At 71.5% G+C, this 23,298-nt stretch carries 17 protein-coding genes and 1 pseudogene; 8 read left to right on the plus strand and 10 right to left on the minus strand.

The genetic code is table 11. The annotated features are described in order from the left end of the window. Nucleotides 1–96 precede the first annotated feature (96 nt). From JQX11_RS05215 to JQX11_RS05235, 5 genes are read right to left on the minus strand one after another with little or no spacing between them, the layout of a single operon-like run. The gene (locus JQX11_RS05215) at nt 97–1,086 is read right to left on the minus strand and encodes a hypothetical protein (protein WP_204923843.1); all 990 of its coding nucleotides are present in this window, start codon (nt 1,084–1,086) and stop codon (nt 97–99) included. A gap of 9 nt (nt 1,087–1,095) precedes the next feature. Next, nucleotides 1,096–2,661, minus strand: a complete 1,566-nt coding sequence (locus JQX11_RS05220; protein WP_088645516.1) for an AAA family ATPase — start codon at nt 2,659–2,661, stop codon at nt 1,096–1,098. A gap of 9 nt (nt 2,662–2,670) precedes the next feature. Then, the gene (locus JQX11_RS05225; protein ID WP_204923844.1) at nt 2,671–3,231 is read right to left on the minus strand and encodes a hypothetical protein; all 561 of its coding nucleotides are present in this window, start codon (nt 3,229–3,231) and stop codon (nt 2,671–2,673) included. Continuing rightward, nucleotides 3,228–3,431: a hypothetical protein gene (locus JQX11_RS05230; protein ID WP_204923845.1), complete on the minus strand. Its 204-nt coding sequence runs from the start codon at nt 3,429–3,431 to the stop codon at nt 3,228–3,230. Before JQX11_RS05230 ends, JQX11_RS05225 begins: the two co-directional genes overlap by 4 nt. Before the next feature lies 1 nt (nt 3,432). Continuing rightward, nucleotides 3,433–5,205, minus strand: a complete 1,773-nt coding sequence (locus tag JQX11_RS05235; protein WP_204923846.1) for a magnesium transporter CorA family protein — start codon at nt 5,203–5,205, stop codon at nt 3,433–3,435. Between the two features lie 794 nt (nt 5,206–5,999). On the opposite strand from JQX11_RS05235, the gene JQX11_RS05240 reads away from it, so the two are divergent. The 4 genes from JQX11_RS05240 to JQX11_RS05255 all read left to right on the plus strand — a co-directional run bounded on the left by JQX11_RS05240 (nt 6,000) and on the right by JQX11_RS05255 (nt 14,156). Continuing rightward, nucleotides 6,000–7,331, plus strand: coding sequence for a hypothetical protein (locus JQX11_RS05240; protein ID WP_204923847.1), 1,332 nt, complete (start codon nt 6,000–6,002; stop codon nt 7,329–7,331). After that, the gene (locus tag JQX11_RS05245; RefSeq protein WP_204923848.1) at nt 7,328–9,289 is read left to right on the plus strand and encodes a caspase family protein; all 1,962 of its coding nucleotides are present in this window, start codon (nt 7,328–7,330) and stop codon (nt 9,287–9,289) included. Before JQX11_RS05240 ends, JQX11_RS05245 begins: the two co-directional genes overlap by 4 nt. Next, nucleotides 9,286–13,338, plus strand: a complete 4,053-nt coding sequence (locus JQX11_RS33315; protein ID WP_204923849.1) for a CHAT domain-containing protein — start codon at nt 9,286–9,288, stop codon at nt 13,336–13,338. Before JQX11_RS05245 ends, JQX11_RS33315 begins: the two co-directional genes overlap by 4 nt. A 146-nt stretch (nt 13,339–13,484) precedes the next feature. Further along, on the plus strand, nt 13,485–14,156 hold the full coding sequence (locus JQX11_RS05255; RefSeq protein ID WP_307826069.1) for a TMEM175 family protein: 672 nt from the start codon (nt 13,485–13,487) through the stop codon (nt 14,154–14,156). 40 nt (nt 14,157–14,196) lie between these two features. On the opposite strand, the gene JQX11_RS05260 is transcribed toward JQX11_RS05255, so the two are convergent. Continuing rightward, nucleotides 14,197–15,798, minus strand: a complete 1,602-nt coding sequence (locus JQX11_RS05260) for a phytoene desaturase family protein (protein ID WP_204923851.1) — start codon at nt 15,796–15,798, stop codon at nt 14,197–14,199. A gap of 218 nt (nt 15,799–16,016) precedes the next feature. On the opposite strand from JQX11_RS05260, the gene JQX11_RS05265 reads away from it, so the two are divergent. Further along, nucleotides 16,017–18,419 (plus strand): MMPL family transporter, encoded by a 2,403-nt coding sequence (locus JQX11_RS05265; RefSeq protein ID WP_204923852.1) that lies wholly within the window; start codon nt 16,017–16,019, stop codon nt 18,417–18,419. Here JQX11_RS05265 and JQX11_RS05270 read toward each other — a convergent pair. Together JQX11_RS05270 and JQX11_RS05275 are read right to left on the minus strand one after the other, a co-directional pair. Continuing rightward, nucleotides 18,368–19,201, minus strand: a pseudogene (locus tag JQX11_RS05270) (YhjD/YihY/BrkB family envelope integrity protein); the annotation flags it as partial. The gene JQX11_RS05265 and the pseudogene JQX11_RS05270 sit on opposite strands and share 52 nt — an antisense overlap. Nucleotides 19,202–19,456: 255 nt before the next feature. Further along, nucleotides 19,457–19,690, minus strand: a complete 234-nt coding sequence (locus tag JQX11_RS05275; RefSeq protein ID WP_204923853.1) for a hypothetical protein — start codon at nt 19,688–19,690, stop codon at nt 19,457–19,459. A 26-nt stretch (nt 19,691–19,716) separates the two neighbouring features. Here JQX11_RS05275 and JQX11_RS05280 point away from each other — a divergent pair, with 26 nt between their 5' ends. Further along, entirely contained in the window at nt 19,717–21,276 is a 1,560-nt protein-coding gene (locus JQX11_RS05280; RefSeq protein ID WP_204923854.1) for a pectate lyase family protein, read from the plus strand. Nucleotides 21,277–21,378: 102 nt separating this feature from the next. On the opposite strand, the gene JQX11_RS05285 is transcribed toward JQX11_RS05280, so the two are convergent. Both JQX11_RS05285 and JQX11_RS05290 read right to left on the minus strand, forming a co-directional pair. Further along, a complete protein-coding gene (locus tag JQX11_RS05285) occupies nt 21,379–21,696 on the minus strand; it encodes a hypothetical protein (RefSeq protein ID WP_232377251.1) in 318 nt (105 codons plus the stop codon). A gap of 89 nt (nt 21,697–21,785) precedes the next feature. Continuing rightward, on the minus strand, nt 21,786–22,046 hold the full coding sequence (locus JQX11_RS05290) for a hypothetical protein (protein WP_204923855.1): 261 nt from the start codon (nt 22,044–22,046) through the stop codon (nt 21,786–21,788). A 151-nt stretch (nt 22,047–22,197) separates the two neighbouring features. Here JQX11_RS05290 and JQX11_RS05295 point away from each other — a divergent pair, with 151 nt between their 5' ends. Further along, complete coding sequence (locus JQX11_RS05295; RefSeq protein ID WP_232377252.1) at nt 22,198–23,004, plus strand: helix-turn-helix domain-containing protein; 807 nt, start codon at nt 22,198–22,200, stop codon at nt 23,002–23,004. Next, complete coding sequence (locus JQX11_RS05300; RefSeq protein WP_204923856.1) at nt 22,995–23,219, plus strand: DUF397 domain-containing protein; 225 nt, start codon at nt 22,995–22,997, stop codon at nt 23,217–23,219. The genes JQX11_RS05295 and JQX11_RS05300 overlap by 10 nt, the downstream gene beginning before the upstream one ends. Nucleotides 23,220–23,298: the final 79 nt, after the last annotated feature.

Genomic DNA, 23,298 nt, shown 5'->3' on the forward strand with positions numbered 1-23,298 from the left:
GACCGGTGGGGTAACGGCTTTGCCCTTCCGAGGTGGGACGGCACCCGCCAGCCTTCCCCGACGTCGGATCGGCAGAGGCAGCGGTGGCTGGAGTGATCACGTGCCCGGTGGACGTAACCGGCGGGGTACGCAGAGATTCTGCCGGGCCTCCTCGGTCAGCTGGGCGAAATGTCCACCGCACCAACTGGCGACCGACTCCTTCGACCCTTCGGGTAGCACGGCGAAGGTGAGCCACAGCGGCTGGTTGCCGTGCCGCTGCTGCTGGCCGTAGTCGGTGCTCAACAGGAGGACCACGGGTACCTCGGTGCCGAACTCCGCCCGTAGCCGCAGATGCTCGGCGAGGATGTCACTGGCGTAGAAGGTGTGCGAACCGTTTGCTGCCTGCTGGCGCGGATCGACGATGCCCTCGGACTTCGAGGCGAGTTGGGCGACGTACCGGCCGTCGAGGTTGACCGTGGGCAGGTCCTGGTCGTGCAGTCGATGCAACTCGGCCAGGGCCGCGGCCTCGGGATCTGGTGGGGTGGTGGTACCACCGTCGGGCGGTCCGGTCGGCTCGTCCGGGGTACCGGTCGAGTCGGCCGGAGTGAGGTATGGGTTCGGGGTGGACACCGATTCGCCGTAGCCGGAGGTGCCGGGGTCGTCGGGGTTCCACAGGTGCACGCCGTACGCCGTGCCGACGACGACCAGCAGGACGGCTAGGACCACGCCGGCCGGCTTCCGCAGCGTGGGGGTGCTCGGCAGAGTCGTCCCGGATCGTTCCGGCCGGCGCGGGAACGCCTCCGGTGCGGTGACCTTGTCGGTCGGCACCACGGGAAGTCCACCGAATGGTGCCAGTGCTGGGTGCTGCCGCTCGTCGCCTTCCGTCAACGAGTCTGCCTGCTGGGTATCCGGGCGGGACGTGGGGGACTCGGCCAGTGGCGTACCGGGTGGCCGCCGGTTCGGGGCGTCCCGGGGCGGTCGGACCCCGATGGTCCGGGCGGCGGGGGCACCGTCGCCCGGGCCGGCCGGGATCTGGTCCGCGAGGTCGCCGACCAGATCCCGGAGGTCCCAGATCGCGCCTTTCCCCTGGTTCTCCTCTTTCGTCATCTCAGCCTCTCAGGCGTCGCCGGGTACCAGAACCCGACGGCGGCTCCCACCGTCGGGCGTGGGGGTCGCCACCGCGGCACCCGCAGGCACAGCCCGTTCCCGACCCCAGTCACGGATTTCCGCGATCTGTTCGGGGTGGGTGCGGCTCAACGGGATGATGTTGACGAAGGTGTCGATCACGAAACTGGCCGTCAGGGCGCTTTGACCGTCGTGCAGCATGACCTCGATTCCCACCTCGTTCATCGCCGACTCGATGTCCGAGCCGGCGAAGCCGTCGGAGAGGTCGACCAGCCGGGCGAGCAGACCACCGTCTGCCTCGGTGCCCAGATAGCGCCGGTGGTAGAGCCGGATGATCTCGGCGCGGTCGGTCGCGTCGGGCAGGTCGACGAAGAAGAGTTCGTCGAATCGGCCCTTGCGGAGCAGTTCCGGTGGCAACGATCGGACGTCGTTGCAGGTCGCCACGACGAAGACCCGTGACTTGGACTCCTGCAACCAGTACAGGAACTGTCCGACCAGTCGACGGCTCACCCCGGTGGAGTCGTGCTGTCCGGCCAGCCCCTTCTCGATCTCGTCGATCCACAGGACGCACGGCGCCATGCGTTCGGCCATCTCCAACGCCTCCCGCAGCCGGGCCTCGGACTGTCCGACGTACATGCCGAGAATGGTGGCGAAGTCGAGCCGGTACAGGGGCATCTGCCACTGGGCCGCGACGGCCTTGGCAGAGAGCGACTTTCCGCATCCGGGCACACCGACCAGCAGCACCCCACGGGGCGGGCGCAGCCGGGTGCCGCTCAGGTCGGCGAGCATGACCTGGTGTCGACGTTGCAGCCAGGCGCGCAGGGTCGTCAGCCCGCCCAACTGGTTGTCGGCCGGGGCGACGTGCACCCGTTCCAGGCCAGCGAGATCACCGAAGTGCTTGTCCTTGAACTCGGCCAGCCGGGCCACGTCGTCCCGGTGGAGACGTCCACTCGCGGCCATGGTGGCCAGGACGTTGATGGCAGTGCCTTCCGGTACCCCGACGAGGAACTCCGCGGCGCGCCGGGCATCGGCCTCGGTCCACTCGATGTCCACCGCACCCTGCTGCTCGGCCAGGAAGTCGGCGACGATGTCGTACATCTCGGCGGCGTCGGGCAGGTCGAGGGTGATGCTCATCCCCAGGCGTTGCAGACCACTCCAGAGCGGCGTGTCGGTGATCAGGACGATGCTGCCGGACCGGGCGTCGGCGAGCCGGGCGAGTTCGGCCAGATGACGGGCCGCAGGTGAGTCGGTGGTCAGGTCCTCCGGCTCGACGAACACGATCGTCGCCTGGGCCCGGCGGGACAGTTGCCCCGCCGCGAAGTCCATCGCTGCCACCAACGACCGGTCATCCTGCACCTGCGTGTTGGTGCGTAGGTCCCGCAGGCCGGCGGCACGGGTGTGGAGCCAGAACGGCAGGCCCGCGCGACGCGCGCTGCCGGCCACCTCACGTAGCAGCCGCACGGCGCGTAGCGGCTCGACGGTACGCACACCGACGAGCGGCACCCGAGCGGCGACAAAGCTGTCGAGGTCGCGGTGGGCCTCCAGGTATCGGGACATCCGTGCTCCTCAGCCGGCGGTGGTGGACGGGCCGGTGATGATCCGGCGGGACGGTCGGACGGGTTCCGTCGCCCACTCGTCGAGGGGCCCCGGAAAGTGGGCGACGGACGCCGTGAGCGAGTTCTCCCGCAACGTCCGCAACCTGTTCTCCACCAGCCGGCCGTCGCCACCAGCACGGCGGAGCGTCTCGACACCCTCCTCGAGCGTCTGCTGCACGAGTACGACCTGTTCGTCGACCAGACCGCGCAGGTGCCGGGCCAGCGGCTCCGGCAGCCCAGGATGTCCCGCGACGGCCCGGATCGGCACCAAGCCGCGACGGCCCTGGGCAAGGGCACGTCCCCGGTCGAACTCGTCACCGGCGGCGGTCAACGCCTTGAGCAGGCCGTCCACCCATGCCTGGAGACGCTCGGTCAGCGCGCTGTTGAGCAGCTGCACAAACCGGAACCAGCCGTCGGCGGGCAGTGACTCCGGGGCCAGCGGAGGCAATCCGTGCGGATCGGCCGGCTCCGCGTTGCGCCAGCGTCGCAGAAAGGTCAGCCAGGCGTGCAGGTCGTCGCCCCCGTTGCTCATACGTCGTCCCGTGCGGGTCGACGGACCTTGGACTCCCCCGGTGGCAGCGGATCCCAGTCGGGTAGCTCCTCGACGATCTGCCGGCGGCGCTCGGTGCGGGTCAGCCATACCGGGGGTGTGGTCCGGGCCCACGGCACGTTCGTCTGTGGGGTGGCCACCTGCGGTACGGCCATCTCGCCGGCATGGTCGGAACCGGTCATGTCACTCTCCTTCCGTGATGCGGGCCACCACTCGACGATCGTGCGACGACTCGGGCCCGCCCGCCGTCGCCAGGTCAGCGATCAGGACGGTGACCTCACCAGCCTTGCCGTCAGCGGCCTTGAACCGCTCGTACCAAGTTTCGAGTTCCATGCCGGTGGCCCGGAGGTCGCGCAGGGACTCGTCCCGGGCGTCGTCGATCAGCGTCCTGACCCGTGCCTGCTCAGCGGCTGCCCGGTCGGCCCGGCCCTTCAGGACCACCGCCCAGGCGATGCCGGCCGCGGCGGTGACGAGCAGCCCCGCCCCCGGACCCCCCAGCCCCCAGGTGATCACCAGCAACAGGAGCAGGAACACCGATGGTCCGATCAGGTTCCTGCCCCAGGTGAAGGTGAGGCTGTCGACGAAGGAACGGGAGGCCCGGTCCCAGTGGGTGGTCAGCGAGTGCTCCATCGCTCCCAGCGGCTCGTCGAAAGACCCCTGCCACCGGGGCGGTCGGAAGGCGGGGATCCCGCAGCTTGCTCCGGGATCGACAACCATCTGCACCGTCTGGGGCGCGGCGAGCCGGTAGTCGCGGGTGAACGACTCATGGGCCTGGGCCAACCAGTCGTGGCAGTTCGCCAGGGCGAGCCGCTGGGTCTGCGGAGAGACGGCCAGGGTCTCGGGGGTGAGCGCGCAGTCGGTCTGCAGGCTGAGGTAGTCACGGGTGTCGTCGAGGGCGTCGGCCTCGGTCCGGACCAACTGTTCGGCTGCCGCCAGGTCACCGTCGGAGCGGACGACTGCCTCGTACGCGAGGAGTTCCCGACGCAGAGGCAACTCCTCGCGGTCGCTCTCGCTGACGAGTTGTTCGAGCAGGTCGTCAACGGCGTCTTCGATGTCGCTGCTCACCGTGGCCTCGGCGGCCAGCAGGGGCGCGTATCGGTCGATGATCGACTGGTGGGCGTCCGCGTGGGACAGCATCAGGCGTAGCTGAGGCCACTGCGGCGTGGCCGTGGCCAGTCGGGGAAAGTCTGTTTCGAGCCCGTCAGCGCGGATGTGGGTGTTCAGCTCCTCGCGCCAGCGTCGGACCTGCGCGGCCACCGCCTCGTCGTCGAGCAGGAGACGACGCCACCGGTCGAGCCGTTCCTGAACGAGGGCCACTCCGGCGGGGCCGAAGGCACCCTGGGCAATCGCCTCCAGGATGACGGGGAACTCGCGACCGAGCGCTGCGGGGTCCTGGGCGTCGAGGTAATGCCGCAGCCACCGTACGGCGGCCGACCGTCGGCCCTGCCGCCGGAGCACCAGGGTCATGAACAGCGATGTCCGTTCGGGCGAGTGGCTGTAGGCGTCCTCCAGCGCACGTACGCACCGCTCCTGGTCATCGCCGACCCAGGCAGCCAGTGCCACCAGGACGGGTGCCAGCCAGTAGCGGGAGTTCTGCACCATCAGCTCCTCGCTGACGGTCTGGACGGTCTCCTCCCGGACCAGCCCTCGGTCGAACGCACGGAGGATGCCGACGGCGGTCCGGCGTACCACCTTGTGATGGCCGAACCGTTGCTCGATGTCGGCCTTGACCTGGCCGACCTTTGCCTCGGCGCTGTGCAGGTGCTTGGTTCGCTCGGCCTGTTGCTCCAGGCGGAGCAGGCCGTTGCGCAGCGCGAGCAGTTGGTCCTGGGTGTCCCGCTGGCGCACGCCGATGTCGGCGACCTGCGTACCGACCTCACCCACGGCGACCCGCAGGCCGTTGATGTCCCGTCGGTACTCGCGGAGGACGCTCTCTATCGCTCTCAGTTCTGACATGGCTCCCCGGCTCCTACCCGTACCGAATTTGAGTCGACGACTCTCAGGCTCTGCTAATCGTTGACGGCGATGAGATCGAGTCGGTCCCGTCCGCGATACTCATATTCGCCTGTGACGACGCCGCCATATCGTTTTCCGGCGGCGTGATGAATGGGCGATGGTGTGGATGGTCGTCGGTTCGGGGCTGCCGTCGCGTCGACCGAAGGTCTCGAAGGGTTGACCGATCGGATAGCGGTTCCCGCCTCTTCTGATTGGAGGCTGTCCGGTGGTGGGGCGGATCCCGCTCGTCGGTCTTCCTGATGTGCCATCTGTGCGAGCGCGGCCGGGTCGGCGGGACGATCTGGCAGTACCCGGCCGGCCGGTGGGCGTTGAAACCGTCCACCCCCACCACGGAGGCGGTTGCCTGACCGGTGTTCACCGGTCGGGATGCGACTGCTGACCTCGGCCGGACTCACACCCACTCCCTCGCGTCTCGTGTGGACACCGAGCCTGGCACGGTCGCGACCACGCGATCCCGGATTAGTACGGGATTCCCACCGCCGGATCGGCCGATGATGTGTTCCGGAGATATTTGAGGCCGGACGCGATTATCGGAAACTGTCAGTTGGTTGACAGTTCCACGTGGGGGATCGGATGGTCGACGATGATCGGACATCGCGTCGGCGGTGATCCTCCCGGGGGCGACCGGGTAGTGCGGTGGGTAAGGCCGTCCCCGTGCGGTACGAATTCCTTCAGGCGCCCTGAGACGAATCGCCGGTGGCCGGGCCGGTCGGGTCCTTTCGAATGGAGACCACATGGACGCGGATGAGCCGCTGGCAGGGAACCCGCCGGTGCTGTCGATGGACGAGCCGATACGGCCGTCGGACCTGCTGGTCCGGGTGGCGCTGCTTCCCGGTTCGACCCGCGACGCGGGCACCGCCGGATTCCCCACCGATCCGGGCGGGGTGAGCCTGGGACGTCCTCTGCTCTTCCCGGTCCCCGCCGAGGAACTGCCTTCCCAGTTGCGCCGACGTGCCGGGGCTGGCGGGCTGCGCTACTACGGGGTGTTGTTCGCCTTCGACCTGGACCCACTGCCGCAGGGGGGACAGCACGCCGCGGTCCGGTTCGAGGTCGCCCTCGCCGACGAGGGCGCACTGGCCGTGCAACTGCACGCCGACGGGGGAGCCCTCGGCCTGACCTTCGGAGCCGAGCGGGCCCGCGCGGTCACCCCCGCCGCCGACCGGGCTGCCGCCGCTGCGGCAGCCCGCAACGGTTGGCTGACCCGCCTGGCACCCCGGGCGGATCGCCCCCGTGCCTGGTCGTTCGGAGCCCACCGGCACCGGTTCGGGTGGAACTACGAGGATGCCGGCGGGTCGGGCCTGCCCCTGACCTACGGACTGCACGCCCTGATCGAGGTGCCGTCCACCACCACCGTGCTCACTGGACGACTGGGGGTTCGGGTCCGGAACCGACCGGGCCGGCGTCATACCGGTGGAAGCTGGACAGCAACCCTGCACGACACCGTGCCGTTTCGTGAGGTGCTGCCCGACCGGGTGGAGCACCAGGGAGCGGCGGTCCGGTTGTGCATGGCTGCCGACGTTGCCGGCTACAGCAGGCGCCCCAACGACCTCGCTGCCCGGACCCAGTCCTGGCTGGTCCGGGTGCTCAGGGAGGCGCGTCATGCCGCCGGCATCGACGAGTCGGCCGTGTCCCTGCAGTTCCAGGGTGACGGCGAGTTCGCGGTCCTGCCTGTCGGCATCGACGAGTCGAGGGTGATCCCCCGCCTGGTCGACGGGCTCGACCTGGCATTGCGCCGGACGAACGATGGTCTCGGTCCGGCCGAACGGATGCGACTCCGATTCGCTCTCCACCGTGGTCTGATGAAGCCCGGGGACAGCGGTTGGGTCGGGGCCGCAGCGATCGCGGTACACCGGATTCTGGACAGCCCGCCCCTGCGGGCCGCCCTGCGCGACAACCCGTTGGTCGACTACGTCCTGGGCGTACCGGATGTGCTCTATCAGGACGTGCTGCGGCACTCCCAACTGCCGCCACTGCCCGAGCGCTTCGCCGAGGTGACCGTCGACCTGCCGGAGAAGGGCTTCGTCGAACACTGCTGGCTCCACGTGCCGATCGGGGAGGGGCCTTGACCGGGCGGGTCTTCGCGTTGCTGGTCGGCATCGACAGCTACCGGGGGTCGCCTCCCCTGCGCGGGTGCGGCAATGACGTGGCGCAGGTGGCGGAATTCCTTCGGGTCCGCGTCCCGGCGCAGCGGAGTCCCTCGGTCCTGGCGTTGGTCGACCACGAAGCGACCCGGGACCGCGTGGTGGCCGGATTGCGTGATCATCTCGGGCAGGCCGGGTCCGGGGACACGGCCTTGTTCTGGTTCAGCGGGCACGGCTCGCGGGCCGCTGTGCCTGGCGAACTGTGGCATCTGGAGCCGAGCGGGCAACTGCAGACCCTGGTCTGCTACGACAGCCGTCACGGCGACGTCCCCGACCTGTACGACAAGGAGGTTTCCTTACTGCTCGGCGAGGTCGCGGCCCGGGACTGTCATGTGGTTGCCGTCCTGGACAGCTGCCACTCCCACGGCGCGACCCGTAACGTACAGCGTTCGGTGCCGGATCTGACCACTCCGCCCGCAGTCGGAGCACTCCTGCCGGAACTGCGCCTCGCCGCTGCCCGGGGCCCGGTCGAGCACGTGCTGTTGGCGGCCTGCCGGTCCTCCGAGGTGGCCACCGAGGAGTGGTTGGACGGCGCCTACCGGGGGTTGTTCAGCTGGGCTCTGATGGCGGCGATGCACCGGCTCGGCCCGGCGGCCACCTATCGTGAACTGCTCGCCGCCGCCCGGTGCGAGGTGGAGCGGTATGCGTCCCGACAGGTGCCGAAGCTGGACCCGGTGACCCCGGGAATCGTCGACCAGCCGTTCCTCGGTGGCCGGATCCGCCCGCCCGCCAGCGGGATGTGGCTACGCGCGGGTCAGGGCTGCTGGGAGATCGACGCGGGAGCCTGCCACGGCATCCCGACCAGGGTCGACGGGAACGGCATACGGGTGGCCGTGGCAGGCACGAGCGACGAGGCCAGGATCGTCCGGGTCGACCCGGACCGTAGCGTCGTCGAGCCGGTCGGCTGGGAACCGGACGAGGACGTGCAGTATCCGGTGGTGCTCAGCCGGGTACCCGTGCCGGAGGTCGTCCTCGCCGTCGAGGAGGCCGCGGGGCCCACCATCGACGTGGTCATGGCCGCGCTGGCCGCGTCGGGACCGACCGGGGGTCCGTCGCCGTACGTCCGGCCGTTCGTCGGGGCGGGGGAGGCTGACTCGGTCGAGTTGCGTCTACGGGCGGAGGCCCCGGATCGGGTGAGCATCCGCGACCGTGACGACGTCCCGCTCTGCGCGGACTTCACCGGGGTACACGGCGACGATGGCCGGAGAGTCGTCGCGGCGCTCGAACACCTGGCCCGGGTACGCCTGGTCCGGACCCTGGTGAATCCGGTGTCGCGGCTGACCGGTGCGGTGTCCCTGCAACTCGTCGAGGCCCGTCCCACGGACGTGACCGCTCCGGCGCACCGTCCGGCACTGCTGCCGGGGGCTGACGGTGCGATCGTGCTGCGCTACCACTGGGAACACGGTCGCTGGGTGGCACCGACGGTCTTCGTCCGGCTGCACAACGACAGTGGTCGCCCGCTGCATGTGGTCCTGTTGAACGTCACCCAACGGCACCGGGTGCACGCCGGCCTGTTCCCCGGTGAGGACATCGCGCCCGGGAGTGCCGGCGCTGCCCTGTACGGCCGGCCGGTGGAGTTCCGGCTGCCGGCCGGAGTCCCGGTCGAGCCGGGCGCACACACCCGCGACCTGCTGATCCTGCTCGCGGCCGAGGAGGAGTTCAGTGCCGCGCCGTTCGAGCTGCCGGCCCTGGACGAGGTGGGTACGCGGCGGACCCGGGCACCGTTGGCGGTGACCGGCCTGCTCGGCCGGCTGGGCCTGGCCGCCGTGCACCGCGACGCGGGCGCCGCCGGCACGGCGTGCGACTGGCTCAGCTTGGCCCTGACGGTGGTCACCGAGGTGCCGGGGAGCACCGGTCTCAGCGGGGTGGGTCGATCCAGGTGACCGACGACCACGACCCGGACGAGCTGCCCCTCAACGAATGGATCGACGTGCTGCTCCAGCTCAGCATGGATCCGCCGGCCGACGCCGACCCGGCCGAGATCGCCGGGCTGCTCGGCGAAGCCCTCCTGGAGTGGTACGACCAGGACGGGGACGACAATCACCTCTTCGCGGCGGTCGGCGAGCTGACCCGCGCGCTGGATGTCTCCCCGCACCACACCGGCGCGGCCTGGTGGCACTACGGCCTCGGGCTTGCCCACGGTGAGCTGGCCCGGCTGGCGGCGGGACTCGAAGGGCCCGGCCGTGCCGGGGTGGCCGACCACCTGGAGCGGTCGGTGACGCAGCTGACCATGGCCCATCGGGCTTGGCCGGCTGCCGATCCCGAGCGGGACAACGTGGCGGTGGACCTGCTGGAGGCGGCCTGGAAGCGGTTCTCCTGGCATGCTCCGGACCTGGAGGAGGACTCGCCGGCTGCCGTGGCGGAGGTGGATCGTCTGGAACGGGCCATGGTGGGTGTCACGGTGGGCGACGCCGATCCTCACCGGATCCGGTACGTGCGGATGCTCGGTGGGTTGGCCCTGCTGGCCCGTTACGACTGGGCCGGCCGTCGTCGGCGGGATCTGGACGAGGGGGTGGCGCAGCTCACCGCGGCACTCGCCGGCCTGCCACCGGAGACTCCACGGTATTCGTTCGCCTCCGCCGAGTTGGCGGCGGGTTATCTGGAGCTGGCCGGCCTGGACGAGGATCCGAACAGCCTGAGCCTGGCCATCGCGGTGGCGAACCGGGCGATCCGGTCTGGCCGGCCGGACCAGCCCGGCTGGCTCAGCCTGCACCGGGGGCAAGCCTTCGGGTACGCCGCCCGGTGGGACCTCGACCACGATCCGGCGGACATCGCGGCGGCGATCGAATGCTGGCGGACCGTGCGGGCGGACGACCCGGACCCGTCCTCGGCTATCGCTCTGGCCGAGCTGCTGCACAGCCGGGCGGTCCGGACCGGGGAGGCGGACGGTCTCGCCGAGGCGGTCGAGCTGTTGGGCGGAGCGCTGCCAGCGGCACCGGACCCCGCAGCGGTCTGGTGCCAACTCGGTGCGACGCACCTGCTGCGCTGGCAACATGGTCGTGCCCCTGAGAGTCTCGCCGCCGCCCGGGCCTGCGTCGACCGGGCGCTGACCGCCGACGCCTCGACGGAGGACGTGCTGGCCGCCCACCGGATCCGCCTTCTCGCGCTCTACGAGGCGGTCTCCGACGAGGACAAGGTGGAACCGGTGGCCACGCCCGCCACTTTCGAAGGTCTGGAGCAGTCGCTGGTCGAGGCCGACCGGGTGTTGGACGAGGTGACCCAGGCGTCGCCCGCTGACCGGGGGAAACTCGCTCTCGTCATCACGTACGCGGAGTTCGCCCGGCTCGCGATCACGATGGCGGACCCCGATCTGCCCCGGCTACGGCATCTGCTCGCGACGGCCCGGGTGGGCATCGAGGGCCAGCCGGCGGGCTTCGCCGGGGCCGTCGACACCGCGGAGGGAGTCGTCGCGAGCTTCAGCGCTGTCACGGAATTCGACTCCGACTCCGACTACGGCATGGCCGCCTTCTCCGCGGCCCTGGCCGACCAGGACTTCATCGCCGGCTCACAGGGGCGGGCGCTCACCTCCTTCACGCTGGTCTGTCGGGGGGCCCGCGTCGGTGATCTCCGCAGCTTCCGGGCCGGGACGGCCCCGCTGCCGACGCGGGGTGACGCCGCCGCCGAGGAGACGGACGCGACCTGGTCAGAGTTCGCACTCTTCGCGGCCATCATCGAGGTACTCCGCCTGGGTACCCACGCGGACGTGGTCGGGATGGGCCGTGCGCTCGCGACCGTCGAGGAACTGTACGGCGGTCTGCGTCCGTCGCGGCTGTCCCGGCACCTGCTCGATCCCCTCGTCGAAGCGTGCCGGGATCACTACGCGCTCCTGGCCCGTGCCACGAGCGAGTCGCCCCGGCCCCGGCCCCCGGTCCCGCTGCCGGCCGGGCCGCTGACCCCGCCTGACCTGCTCACCATCCTCCTGACCGCCGGGACGCAGGTGCACTCGGCGACCAAGCACCAGGACGTGGGGTTGCTCCGGCACTGGGCCGACCACCTGATCGGGCTCGCCCACCGACAGTTGCCCTTGTCCGGGCTACGGAAGTCCGTGCTCAGCCTTGCCGGCAAGGCCGAACTCGCGCGGGCGGCTGCGGCTGGGGACCGTGGGTCGGCGGCCCGCGCGGTCCGGTACCTCGGCCAGGCGCTCGCCGAGAGCGTCGGTCCCGCTGATCCGCTCTGGTCCGACATGGTCGGCGACCACGCGGAGGCGCTGCGCCGATCAGGGGATCCGGACCGGGCGGCGACCCGGCGGTTCGGATTGTCCGCGTTGCAGGGGCAGGCCCGGCAGGTTCTCCTCCAGTCCGGCACCGACCAGGCGTTGGAGAGGGCGCGGTCGGCCGCCGCCGCCGCGGCCCGGGTGGTCCGTTGGTGCCTTCAGGACGAGGCCGACGACGATCTGCTCACCGCCCTGGACGCCGGCCGGAGCCTGACTCTGCACGCGGCGACCGCCGGTCACACCGTGGTGGAGTTGCTCGGTCGTGCCGGTCGGAACGACCTGGCTGCGGAGTGGCAGGACTCCGGGGGCCTGGGTCGCGACCACTTCACCGGTGACCTGCTCGGGGCGGTCGTCACCGCCGGGGAGGCACCTGACGATCTGCGCCTGCGGGTGCTGCGTGCGCTGGAGAACGCCGGTCTCCTCGACGACCTGCTGACCCAGGTGCGGACGGACGAGGTCCGTGCCGCCCTGCACGGACTGGACTTCGACGCCCTCGTCTATCTCGTACCGGCCGCAGGGGCGGTGCCGGGGCTCGCGGTCGTGGTACCCGCCGTCGGCGACATCCTTCCGCTGAGCTTCCCCGACCTGTTGGCGGGCCCCGGCAGCCCGGTACGTCGACTGTTGGCGGCGGCCCTGGGCCCGGCCGTGCTGGGCGATGCGGCGGCACCCGGATCGCGCGGCGTCATGCTCCGTCCGGATACCGACGTCGTGGCGACCAACGGGCGGCCCGTTGCGGGGACGGTGCCGCGGGACGCCGGTGCGGTGGGCGGCGAGGTGGGAGGGCCGGCTGCCGTTGCGCGGGCCACCTACATCGACGACCTGTGTCGGTGGGCGTGGCGGGCGGTGGTGGGACGCCTCATCGCCGACCTGCGGGGGTTACGACCGGACCGACCTGCCCGGGTGGTGCTGGTGCCGATGGGAGTGTTCGGGCTGGTGCCATGGCACGCCGCGTACGAGGAGACCGTCACCGGTCGCCGTTACGCAGTCCACGACCTGGTGATCTCGTACGCGCCGTCGGCCCGGATCCTCTGTGCGACGGCGGCCCGGCCGGTACGGGCGGTCCGATCCGCCCTGGTGGTCGGCGATCCGCTGAGTGACCTGCGGTATGCGGGCATCGAGGCGCATGCGGTGTACGAGCGGTTCCACCACAGTGGCGACTTCCTGGGCGCGGATCCTGATCCGCGACGCCGGGCCAGCCCGGAGGGTGTGCTGGCGTGGATTCGTGCCGTCAGGCCCGGCCCGTCCCTGCTGCACTTCGCCTGTCACGCGCGGGTGGACCCGGCTCGGCCGGCCGATGCCCACCTGCTGCTTGCCGGGGGGCCGTTGCCGGCCCGGGAGCTGCTGCAGGCGTCCCGCCTGGCGCAACTCGACCTCGGTCAGGTGTTCCTGGCCGCCTGCACGACGCACGCCGCAGGTGGGGCCTACGACGAGGCGTTCAGTCTGGCCACCTGCTTCCTGGCGGCCGGTGCCCACACCGTGTTCGGTTCGTTGTGGCAGGTGCCGGACGAGGGCACCTCGCTGCTCATGTACCTCGTGCATCACCTGCTGTACGAGGAGGGCTGTGCCCCGGCCGACGCTCTGCACCGGGCCCAGTTGTGGATGCTCGACCCGGACCGTGAGCCGCCGGCCGGGATGCCGGCCGTACTGGCTGCGGAGTGTTCACGGCCGGGCCTGGCCGACCCGATCTCCTGGGCCGCGTTCACCCACCAGGGCCGATGACGCCTTCTACTTTTGTCCCCCGATCGCCGGCCTGCGAGGCGAGAATGACAAAGGCGGCGAAACGGCCCTGCTTTGGTAACCGACGGTCCACGATCGTTGTGGGGCCGCGATTCGATGCGGTGCCCCGGTTGAGGGGTGGGGGTGGGGTGGGGGACGAGGAGGAGTACGAGTTCGGGCACCGGCGGGAGAAGGAGCGGGACGCGTCGCGGGTGGAGGCGTTCAGCGACGCGGTGATCGCGATCGTGCTCACCCTGATGGCGGTGGAGCTGCTCCAACTCAGCCCGCAGCGGCCCGAGGGCCAGGACCTGCCCGGGGCGTTGTTCCACGAGTGGCCCGCCTACCTGGCGTACGTGATCACGTTCGTGATCGTCGGGCAGGTCTGGTTGACCCACCACAACATGTGGCGGTACGTCGTCAAGGTCGACCAGATGCTGCTCGTCCTCAATCTGCTGTTGCTGCTGTTCGTCGCGGCCATCCCGTTCGCGGCCAGCCTGCTCGCCGACAACCTGCGGGGCACCGTCGCCGACCAGCGGTTGACCGCCGCGCTCTACGTGGGCACGGTGCTCGGTGAGGCGCTGTTCTTCAACCTGAGCTGGTGGTGGGCCCGCCGCCGCCGACTGCTCGACCCGGGGCTGGACCCCCGGCTGGCCCGCGCCGTGGCCCGCCGGTTCCTGCTCGGCCCGGTGCTGTACGTCGTCGCGTTCGGTATCTCGTTCGTCGACCCGGTGCTCAGCCTCGCGGCGTACTTCCTACTCACCGGGCTCTACCTGATCCGGGGCCCCGGCGACCTGCCATCCTCCCGGCCGGCCCCCGTCTGAGCGGGGGCCGGGCCGGTCGGGGTCAGCGGCCGGTCGGGGGTCAGCGGCCCAGGTCGGCGAGGATGCGCTGGGCGGCGTTGTGGCCGGCCGCGCCGATCACGCTGCCTGCCGGATGGCAGCCGGCGCTGCCCGCGTACACCCCGTCGATGCCGGTGGCGTACGGCATCCGGTCGGTGAACGAGACGGTGTTGTCGACGTGGTGGATGTGCCCGCCGGTGATGCCGAAGTGCGCCTCGATGCCGGGCGGGGGCAGCGGCACCGCGTCGGCGATCAGGTCACCGGTGCCCGGGGCGTACCGTTCGCAGATCTCCACCAGCCGGGTGACATAGCCGGGCAGCGCGGTGTCCCAGTCGGTGCCGGCCAGCGTGTAGGGCACCGACTGGACGAACAGCGCCGACGAGTGGTGCCCGGCCGGGTCGGACAGCGACGGGTCGACGGTGGTGTGCAGGTACCACTCGATGGTCGGCTCGTCGGGCAGCCGCCCCGCCTGCACGTCGGCCCACATCGCCCGCAGCGCCGCCATCGGCGACGCGCCGCCCGCCCCGACCAGCGACGCCGACCCGGGCAGCAGGTGGATGGTGGACCCGAACGGGCTGGGCGCGTCGGCCGGCAGGCAGGAGAACCGGGGCAGCCCGGTCAGCGCCAGGTTGAGCTTCAGGGTGGTGCCGGGCCGGCGGACCGCCGCCATCCGCGCGCCCAGCTCCGCCGGCAGCGCGCCGTCGGGCACCAGGTCCATCAGCCGGTACGGGTCACACGCGCCGAGCACCACCTCGGCGGCGACCTCCCGCCCGTCGGCGAGCCGGACACCCGACGCCGCGCCCCCGGACAGGGTGACGGCGTCGACCCGGGCACCGGTCAGGATGGTCGCCCCGGCGGCGCGGGCGGCCTCGGCGAAGGTGCGGGAGACGGTGCCCATCCCGCCCTGGGCGATCATCCAGGTGCCGTCCGCTCCGGGCAGCCGGCACATGTTGTGCACGAGGAAGTTGTGGCCGGTGCCGGGGTCGTCCGGGCCGGCGTTGAGGCCGGACAGCCCGTCGGTGACCGCGTACATGCTGACCAGCAGCTCGGAGCGGAAGTCGAAACGGGCCAGATAGTCGGCGACGGAACCACGGACCAGGTCGACGAAGACCTGCCGCAGCTCGGGGCGGACGTAGCGCTCGGCGGTCTGCTCCACCGGCAGCGGCTCGGCCAGCCAGGCCGGGGCCAGGTCGGCGCGCAACTGCGCCAGCTCGGCCTGGAGCGCGTCGTCGGCGGCCACGTCGGCGGGGGAGAAGAACTCGGTGAGCTGCCGCCGGGTCGCCGCGGTGTCGCTGCCGAACAGCAGGTACGGCGCACCGGGCCCGCCCGGGGTGGGCAGGAAGTAGTGCGGGTCACGGCGCAGCACCGGGATGCGGACGTCGAGGGTGGCGAGCAGCTCCGGCGGCATCAGCCCCAGCAGGTACGACCCGGTGGAGTGGCGCAGCGCGGGCACCTTCGGGAACGGGTTCTCGGTGCGGGTGGCCCCGCCGATCACCTCCGCCGCCTCCAGCACCAGCACGTCCAGCCCGGCGCGGGCCAGCAGGACGGCGGAGACCAGCCCGTTGTGCCCCGATCCGACGATCACGACGTCGGCGCGGGACGGCAGCTCACTCGCATCGCTCATGCCTGCGCAGCCTAGTGCGGTGCGCGGCGTCCGTGTGCCGGCTCGACCGGCGGGTGCCCCGCCCGCTCCGGCAACCGGGAGAGGCCGGTCCCGGCCCGTCGAACGTGAACGGTTGTTGCGATAGTGGACGTCGATCGCTGTGGGGCGGTCCCGGTGGGCGGCCCGGGTGCGGGCGGCGGTGGTTCGACGGGCCGGCGGGTCGACGAGGGGAGAGACCGATGTTCGCCTGGTGGGGGCGGGTGGTGGTGCGCGCCCGGTGGGCGGTGCTGGCCGTGGCCGGGGTGTTGATCGCCGTCGGGGCGACCTGGGGCACCGGGGTGTTCGGCGAGCTGAGCGGGGGTGGCTTCGACGACCCGTCGAGCGAGTCCAGCCGGACCGTGCAGCGGGTCACCGCCGAACTCGGCAGGCAGGGTGCCGACGTGATCGTCCTGTGGTCCAGCGACACCGTCACCGTCGAGGACCCGCAGTTCCGCGACCCGGTCACCTTCACGGTGGCCGGGCTGCGTCAGCGCGCCGAGGTGGCCGAGGTGACCACCTGGTACGACGCGCCCGCGCCCGCGCTGGTCGCCACCGACCACCGGGCCACCTACGCGCTGGTCAAGCTCACCGGCGGCGACGAGGACGCCCGCTCGGCGCAGTTCGCGGCGCTGCGCCCCGCGCTGGACGCGCCCGGCCTGCGGACCGACGTCGGCGGGCTGGTGGCGTTCCAGGAGGCGGCCACCACCCAGAGCACCGAGGACGTGACCCGGGCCGAGCTGCTGTCCATGCCGGTGCTGCTGGTGCTGCTCGTGTTGATCTTCGGTGGGCTGGTCGCCGCCGGTACCCCGCTGCTCGTCGGCGGGCTGGCCATCCTCGGCGCGTTCGTGGCGGTGCGCCTGGTCAACCTGGTCACCGACGTGTCGATCTTCGCGATCAACGTGATCACCCTGATCGGCCTCGGGATGGCGGTCGACTACGCGCTGTTCATCGTCAGCCGGTTCCGGGAGGAGCTGGCCACCGGCCGGTCCGTCGCCGAGGCGATCCGCCGCACCATGCTCACCGCCGGCCGGACCGTCTTCGTCTCCGGGCTGACCGTCGCGCTCGCCATGGCCAGCCTGCTGATCTTCCCGCAGCCGTTCCTGCGGTCGATGGGCTTCGGCGGGATGGCCGCCGTGCTGATCGCCATGCTGGCCGCGCTCACCGTGCTGCCGGCCATGCTGGTGGTGCTCGGCCACCGGGTGGACGCGGTGCGCGTACCGCTGCCGTGGCGGCGGGGGACGCGGGGTGCGCGGCCGGCGGCGGGTGCGTCCGGCGGCGCCTGGGCCCGGATCGCGCGTAGCGTGATGCGCCGGCCGGTGCTGTACCTGGTGGGGGTCGCGCTGCTGCTCGGCGTGCTGGCCACCCCGTTCGCGCGGATCACGTTCGGTGGGGTCGACGAGCGGGTGCTGCCGGCGGACGCCGCACCCCGGGTGGTCTCCGAGCGGATCGCCGCCGAGTTCCCCGGCGGCACGATCGCCCCGGTCGAGGTGCTGGTCTCCGGCGCGCCCGCCGACGCGGTACGCCCGTTCGCCGACCGGATCGCGGCGCTGCCCGGGGTGACCGGGGTTCAGGTGACGGCGGCGAAGGGGGAGTCCACCCTGCTGTCGGTGAGCTACCCGGGGGAGCCGACCGGCGACGCCGCCCGGGACCTGGTGCGGACGCTGCGCGACCTGCCCGGCCCGGCCGGGGCGCAGGTGCTGGTCGGTGGGCGGCCCGCCGCCGACGTGGACCTGCTGGACAGCCTCGGCGACCGGTTGCCGTGGATGGCGCTGCTGATGGCCGGCGCGACCCTGCTGCTGCTGTTCCTCGCCTTCGGCTCGGTGGTGCTGCCGGTCAAGGCGGTGCTGATGAACCTGCTGTCGATCGGCGCGTCGTTCGGCGTGGTGGTCTGGATCTTCCAGGACGGGCACCTGTCCGGCCTGCTCGGCTTCACCTCCACCGGGTTCATCGAGCCGAGCAACCTCATCCTGATGCTCGCGGTGCTGTTCGGGCTGGCCACCGACTACGAGGTGTTCCTGCTCAGCCGGGTCCGCGAGGAGTGGGACCGCACCGGCGACAACACCGCCTCGGTCGCCACCGGCCTGCAACGCACCGGGCGGATCATCACGGCCGCCGCGCTGCTGCTGATCATCGTGGTGGCCGGCTTCACCACCGGCGGGATGGCCTACATCAAGCTGATCGGCGTCGGCATGATCGTGGCGATCGTGGTGGACGCGACGCTGGTCCGGGCGCTGCTCGTGCCGGCCACCATGCGGCTGCTGGGCCGGTGGAACTGGTGGGCCCCGACGCCCCTGGCCCGGTTCTGGGCCCGCTACGGCCTGCGCGAGACCGACGACCCGGCGGAACCGCCGACGACCCCGGACACGTCGGCGTCGGCGTCGCCCGTCCCGGTGGTGTCGCCCGTCCCGGCGGCGGGGACCCCGGGCGGGTCGGCGGATGCCTCGGGCTGGTTCGCCGTGGCCGACGCGGCATCGACGCCTGCGGACGCGCTCCCGGGGCCCGACGTCGACGCCGAGTCGACGGTCGGGCCCGAGCCGGACGTCGACCCGGAGGCGGCGGCGCGGCGGGCCCGCCAGCGGGACAACGCGAGGGTGGCCGAGTAGCCGGCCAGCACGATCACGTGGAACAGGTAGAGCCAGAGCAGCACCGCGACGCCGGCCCCGACCGGGTCGAAGCCGCCGAACGGCACCCCGAGATCCAGCGGGAGCGAGCAGAACAGCACGAAGCCGTGCAGGAAGCCGGAGAGGTTGGCGGCGGTGAACGAGCCGACCGCCAACGTCGACAGCCAGTCCGGTGAGGCCGGCCCGACCACCCGGAACACCCACATCAGCACCGGGGTGAGCACCAGCCACACCGCCAGGAACGACAGCACGATGCCCAGGGCGGCGACCCAGCCGCCCTGCCGGATCAGCCGGGTGGTGGTGGGCAGCGCGATGAGGATCGACAGCAGCAGGGCGGGGGCGGGGGCGAGCAGGGGCAGCAACAGCAACCGGCCCCGCCAGCCGACCAGCGACTCGTCCGGGTTGGGGGCGACGGCCACCGAGACGAACGCCCGGCGCAGCCCCTCGCCGTAGAGCGAGGCGGGCAGCAGGGAGGCCAGCGCCAGTAGCGGGGTCAACTGCACCCCGGCGTTGACCAGCGCGTCCACCGCCTCGGGCGCACCGATCGCGTCCGGCAGTGTCTCCACGGCGTACGCGGTGAGCCGGCGTACCCGGTCCGCGCCGGCCAGCAGCGAGGTCAGCCAGATCGCCAGCAGGGCCACCGGCACCACGGCGATCGCCCCGTAGAAGGTGATCGCGGCGGCGTGCAGGGAGAGGTCCCGCCCGCGTACCGGTCGGAACGCGGCGCTGGTGATCCGCTTCGTACGCTGCCATGCGTCGCCCATCGCGATGTTCTTCCCCCTGTCGCCCGCTGCCACGCATCACGATCCCGCGTCATGCCCGTGCGCCAGCCATGATCGGCTCAACTCGGCCGATGTTGCGGTGTCGGGACGCCGTGATGGCGCAACATCAGCCCCGGCGAGTGGATCAATATCGGGCTGGCCGGTAGGTAGGCGGTCATTAGCCGCAATCCGGACGACGTCTTGCGGTGTCCATAGACGTCGCCCTATCCTCGCTTGTGGAAAGCGCTTTCCAGATGCTCAGTGCGGGTGCCCCGGCGAGTTCCACCACCGCCGCAGGCGCCAGTTCGCCGTGCGCGGCAGCACGGCGAGCGGGTCGACCCGACCACCGGCGCAGACACCCCTGGCCGGCCGGCGACTCCGCCTGACGGCCGCGAAGGCCCGGCCCGTCCCCGGCGCGCAGAGGTCCACCAGGACCACCGTCATCACCGCCGCCCGACCGGGCACCACACCACCCGGCAGCGGCACCACCACCAGGTAATGAGAAAGGTGACGCGAGGATGAGACGACCAGTCGCACGACGAGTCCAGGCGGGGCTGGCCACGGCCGCCGTCGGTGCCGCGATCTGCGTGGCCCTGCCGGTGCACCAGGCGTCGGCGGCGGCCGGCAGCGCCAGCGGCTACGCCACCCAGAACGGCGGCACCACCGGCGGCGCGGGCGGGCAGACCGTACGGGCCAGCACCGGCACCGCGATCCACGCGGCGCTGTGCAACCGGGCCAGCAGCAGCACCCCGATCGTGATCGAGGTGCAGGGCACGATCAACCACGGCAACACCACGAAGGTGTCGGGCAACAGCTGCAACACCGCAGCCGACAAGATCGAGCTGAAGGAGATCAGCAACGTCACCATCGTCGGGGTCGGCAGCGGGGCGGTCTTCGACCAGCTCGGCATCCACATCCGCGACTCCCGCAACATCATCATTCAGAACGTGACAGTCCGGAACGTCAAGAAGTCGGGCTCGCCGACCTCCAACGGTGGGGACGCCATCGGCATGGAGAGCAGCGTGCGCAACGTCTGGGTCGACCACACCACGCTGGAGGCGTCGGGCGGCGAGTCGGAGGGTTACGACGGGCTGTTCGACATGAAGGACGACGTCCAGTACGTGACGCTGTCGTACAGCATCCTGCGCAACTCCGGCCGGGGCGGCCTGATCGGCTCCAGCGAGAGCGACCGGGGCAACGGCTTCGTCACCTTCCACCACAACCTCTACCAGAACATCGACTCCCGTACGCCGCTGCTGCGGGGCGGGATCGCGCACATCTACAACAACTCGTACGTGCAGTTGAACGAGTCGGGGATCAACTCCCGGGCCGGCGCGCGGGCCAAGGTGGAGAACAACTACTTCAAGAACTCCCGGGACGTGCTGGGTACCTTCTACACCAGCGAGGCCGGCTACTGGCAGGCCAGCGGCAACATCCTGGACAACGTGACCTGGTCCAGCCCCGGCAGCGAGACCAACCCCGCCGGGCCGGGCATGCCGTCGAACACCAGCGTCAGCATCCCGTACTCCTACCGCCTCGACGGGGCGAGCTGCGTGCCGGACATCGTCCGGCAGACGGCCGGCGCGAACACCGGCCTCAAGGAGTCCAACGGGAGCTGCACGCCGACCACCCCGAACCCGACCACCCCGGCCCCGACCACGCCCGCGCCGACCACCCCGGCCCCGACCACCCCGCCGCCCACCAGCACCCCCGGCGGGACCAACCTCAGCATCGGCGCCGGCTCCGACGGCTCCAGCAAGGCCAGCGGTACGAGCTACGGCGACGTCCGGGACGGCAACCTGGGCACCTACTGGTCGCCCGCCGGCTCGACCGGTGACATCTCGATCAAGTGGGGCTCCGCGACCAGCATCTCCTCGATCAACATCCGGGAGGCGTCGGGTTCGGCCGGCAGCGTCACCTCCTGGCAGGTGCTCAACGCCGACACCGGAGCGGTGCTGGCCTCCGGCAGCCGGGCCGGTGTGATCACCTTCGCCCGTACCTCGCTGAAGAAGGTCACCTTCCGGATCAACAGCTCTGCTGCCACCCCGAAGGTCGCCGAGTTCGAGACCTACGCCTGACCGTCGTCCCCGGGCCGCGTCCGGGGCGATGATCAACTCAATGGGGCCGATGTAGGGGTGTCCGATCGACGGGAACACCCCACATCGGCCCCCTTGTGTCGATCAACGGGTGGGCGGCGGCCGGTCGTGGCGGGTCCAGGCGAGGAACCGGGTGAAGTAGGCGGCCGGCTCGACCGGGCCGGTGCCGACCCGCAGCGCATCGGCGATCGCGTCGTGCATCAGCAGACATAGGTAGATGGCCAGCGCCGGCCGGTCGTGGGCGTACTCCCGCCGCAGGCTCAGTTTGGCCGGCTGGCAGGGCCACGGGGCGGCACAGGCCCGGCACCGCCAGGCGGGCCGCGCGGCGAGGTGCCGACCCGGGCCGTCCGCCCGGACCGCCGCCGACCGCCCCCGCCGTGCCCCGTCCACTGGCGGGGTCATCGCCGACAGCGACCGTTCCCGTCGTGCGTCGTCCGGTGGCGGCACGGCCGACGCCGGTCGCCCGCGCCGTGCGCCGCCCGTCGGCGGGGTCACCGGTGGCGGCCGTTCGCCCGACGTGCCTGCCCCCGGGTGACCAGTCCCGCAGCGCCCACCCAGTAGGCGGCGGTGGGGCCGTTCCACAGGTAAGGGCGGGGCGCGGGCAGCGTGGGTGGTGGCGGTTCCCGCAGCGGTACGGCGGCCAGCCGGTCCGGGCACGGCCAGCGCAGCCCACAGGTGCAGTGCCGACCCCACCGGGACCAGTCCCGCCGGTGCCGTGGCGTCACCGGTACCGGCCTGTCGCGCTTCCCCATCCGCCTGCTCCCTCCGTATGCCTGTTCACACTCTGCTGTGGACGCGGCTACTTTCTGAAGGGGGCGCGGGGTCTCAGCATCGACTGTGCCGACCGGGTCCGGTCCCGTGGTCGTCGCTGGCGGCGGGTGGCAGACGTGTGGTGGAGGTGTGATGACCGGTGGACCGATGTCGACCCTGGAATTCCTCGGGGCGGAGCTGCGCCGGGCGCGCAAGGAACGTGGGCTGAGCCAGGAGGATCTGGCCCAACAGATCAGCTACTCGTCGTCGCTGGTGGGCATGGTCGAGATCGGCCACCGTACGCCGTCGCAGGACTTCATCACCCGCGCGGACGCCGCCCTGGAGGCCGGCGGCCTCTTCGAACGGCTGCTCGCCCTGGTCCGCGCCGACTCCGCACCCCCGTGGCTACGCGAGTGGATCAGCGTGGAGCGGGAGGCGACCCTGATCCGCTGGTTTGAACCGTCACTCGTCCCCGGCCTCCTGCAAACCGAGGCGTACGCCCGCGCGGTCCTGCACGGTGGCGGAATGCTCGGGGAGAGTGAAGTCGAGCAGCGAGTCTCCTCCCGAATGGATCGGCAGGCAGTGTTGACCCGGGAGCGCCCACCCGAGGTGGTGGCGGTGATCGACGAGGCGGTACTGCGCCGGGGGATCGGCGAACCGGCGGTGATGATCGAGCAGTTCGAGCATCTGTTGCGGCTGACTGGGCATTCGCACATCAGCGTGCATGTGGTGCCAGCGGATGCCGGGATGCACGCCGGCCTGGCCGGCCCGTTCATTCTGGTCCGTGTGCCCGACGGAGGAGAGGTCGTGCATCTGGACAGCGCCCTACGAGCACACATCACCGACCGGCCGGACGACGTTGATAGCCTTCAGCGCAGATGGGAGAGCCTGCGCGGTGAAGCACTGCCCCGGCGGGCCTCCCGGGATCTCATACGGGAGTTGGCGAAGTCATGGACTTGACCGGTGCAGTCTGGCGCAAGTCGACCCGCAGCGACAACGGTGGCTCCACCTGCGTGGAGGTGGCGACGAATCTGCCGCAGGTGGTCGGGGTGCGGGACAGCAAGGACCGTGGTGGCCCCGCGTTGACCTTCCCGCCCGCCTCCTGGGCCGGCTTCGTGGCCGCGACCCGGTCGGGTGACCTCAACCCCGCCCGACATGTCTGCCGTCCGGCATGATGATCGACTCAACGGGGCCGATATTGGGGTAAGGATCGTCGCGGACACCCCTGTATCGGCCCCGATGTGTTGATCAGGC

The organism is Micromonospora humida, assembly GCF_016901255.1.
GTDB classification, from domain to species: domain Bacteria; phylum Actinomycetota; class Actinomycetes; order Mycobacteriales; family Micromonosporaceae; genus Micromonospora; species Micromonospora wenchangensis.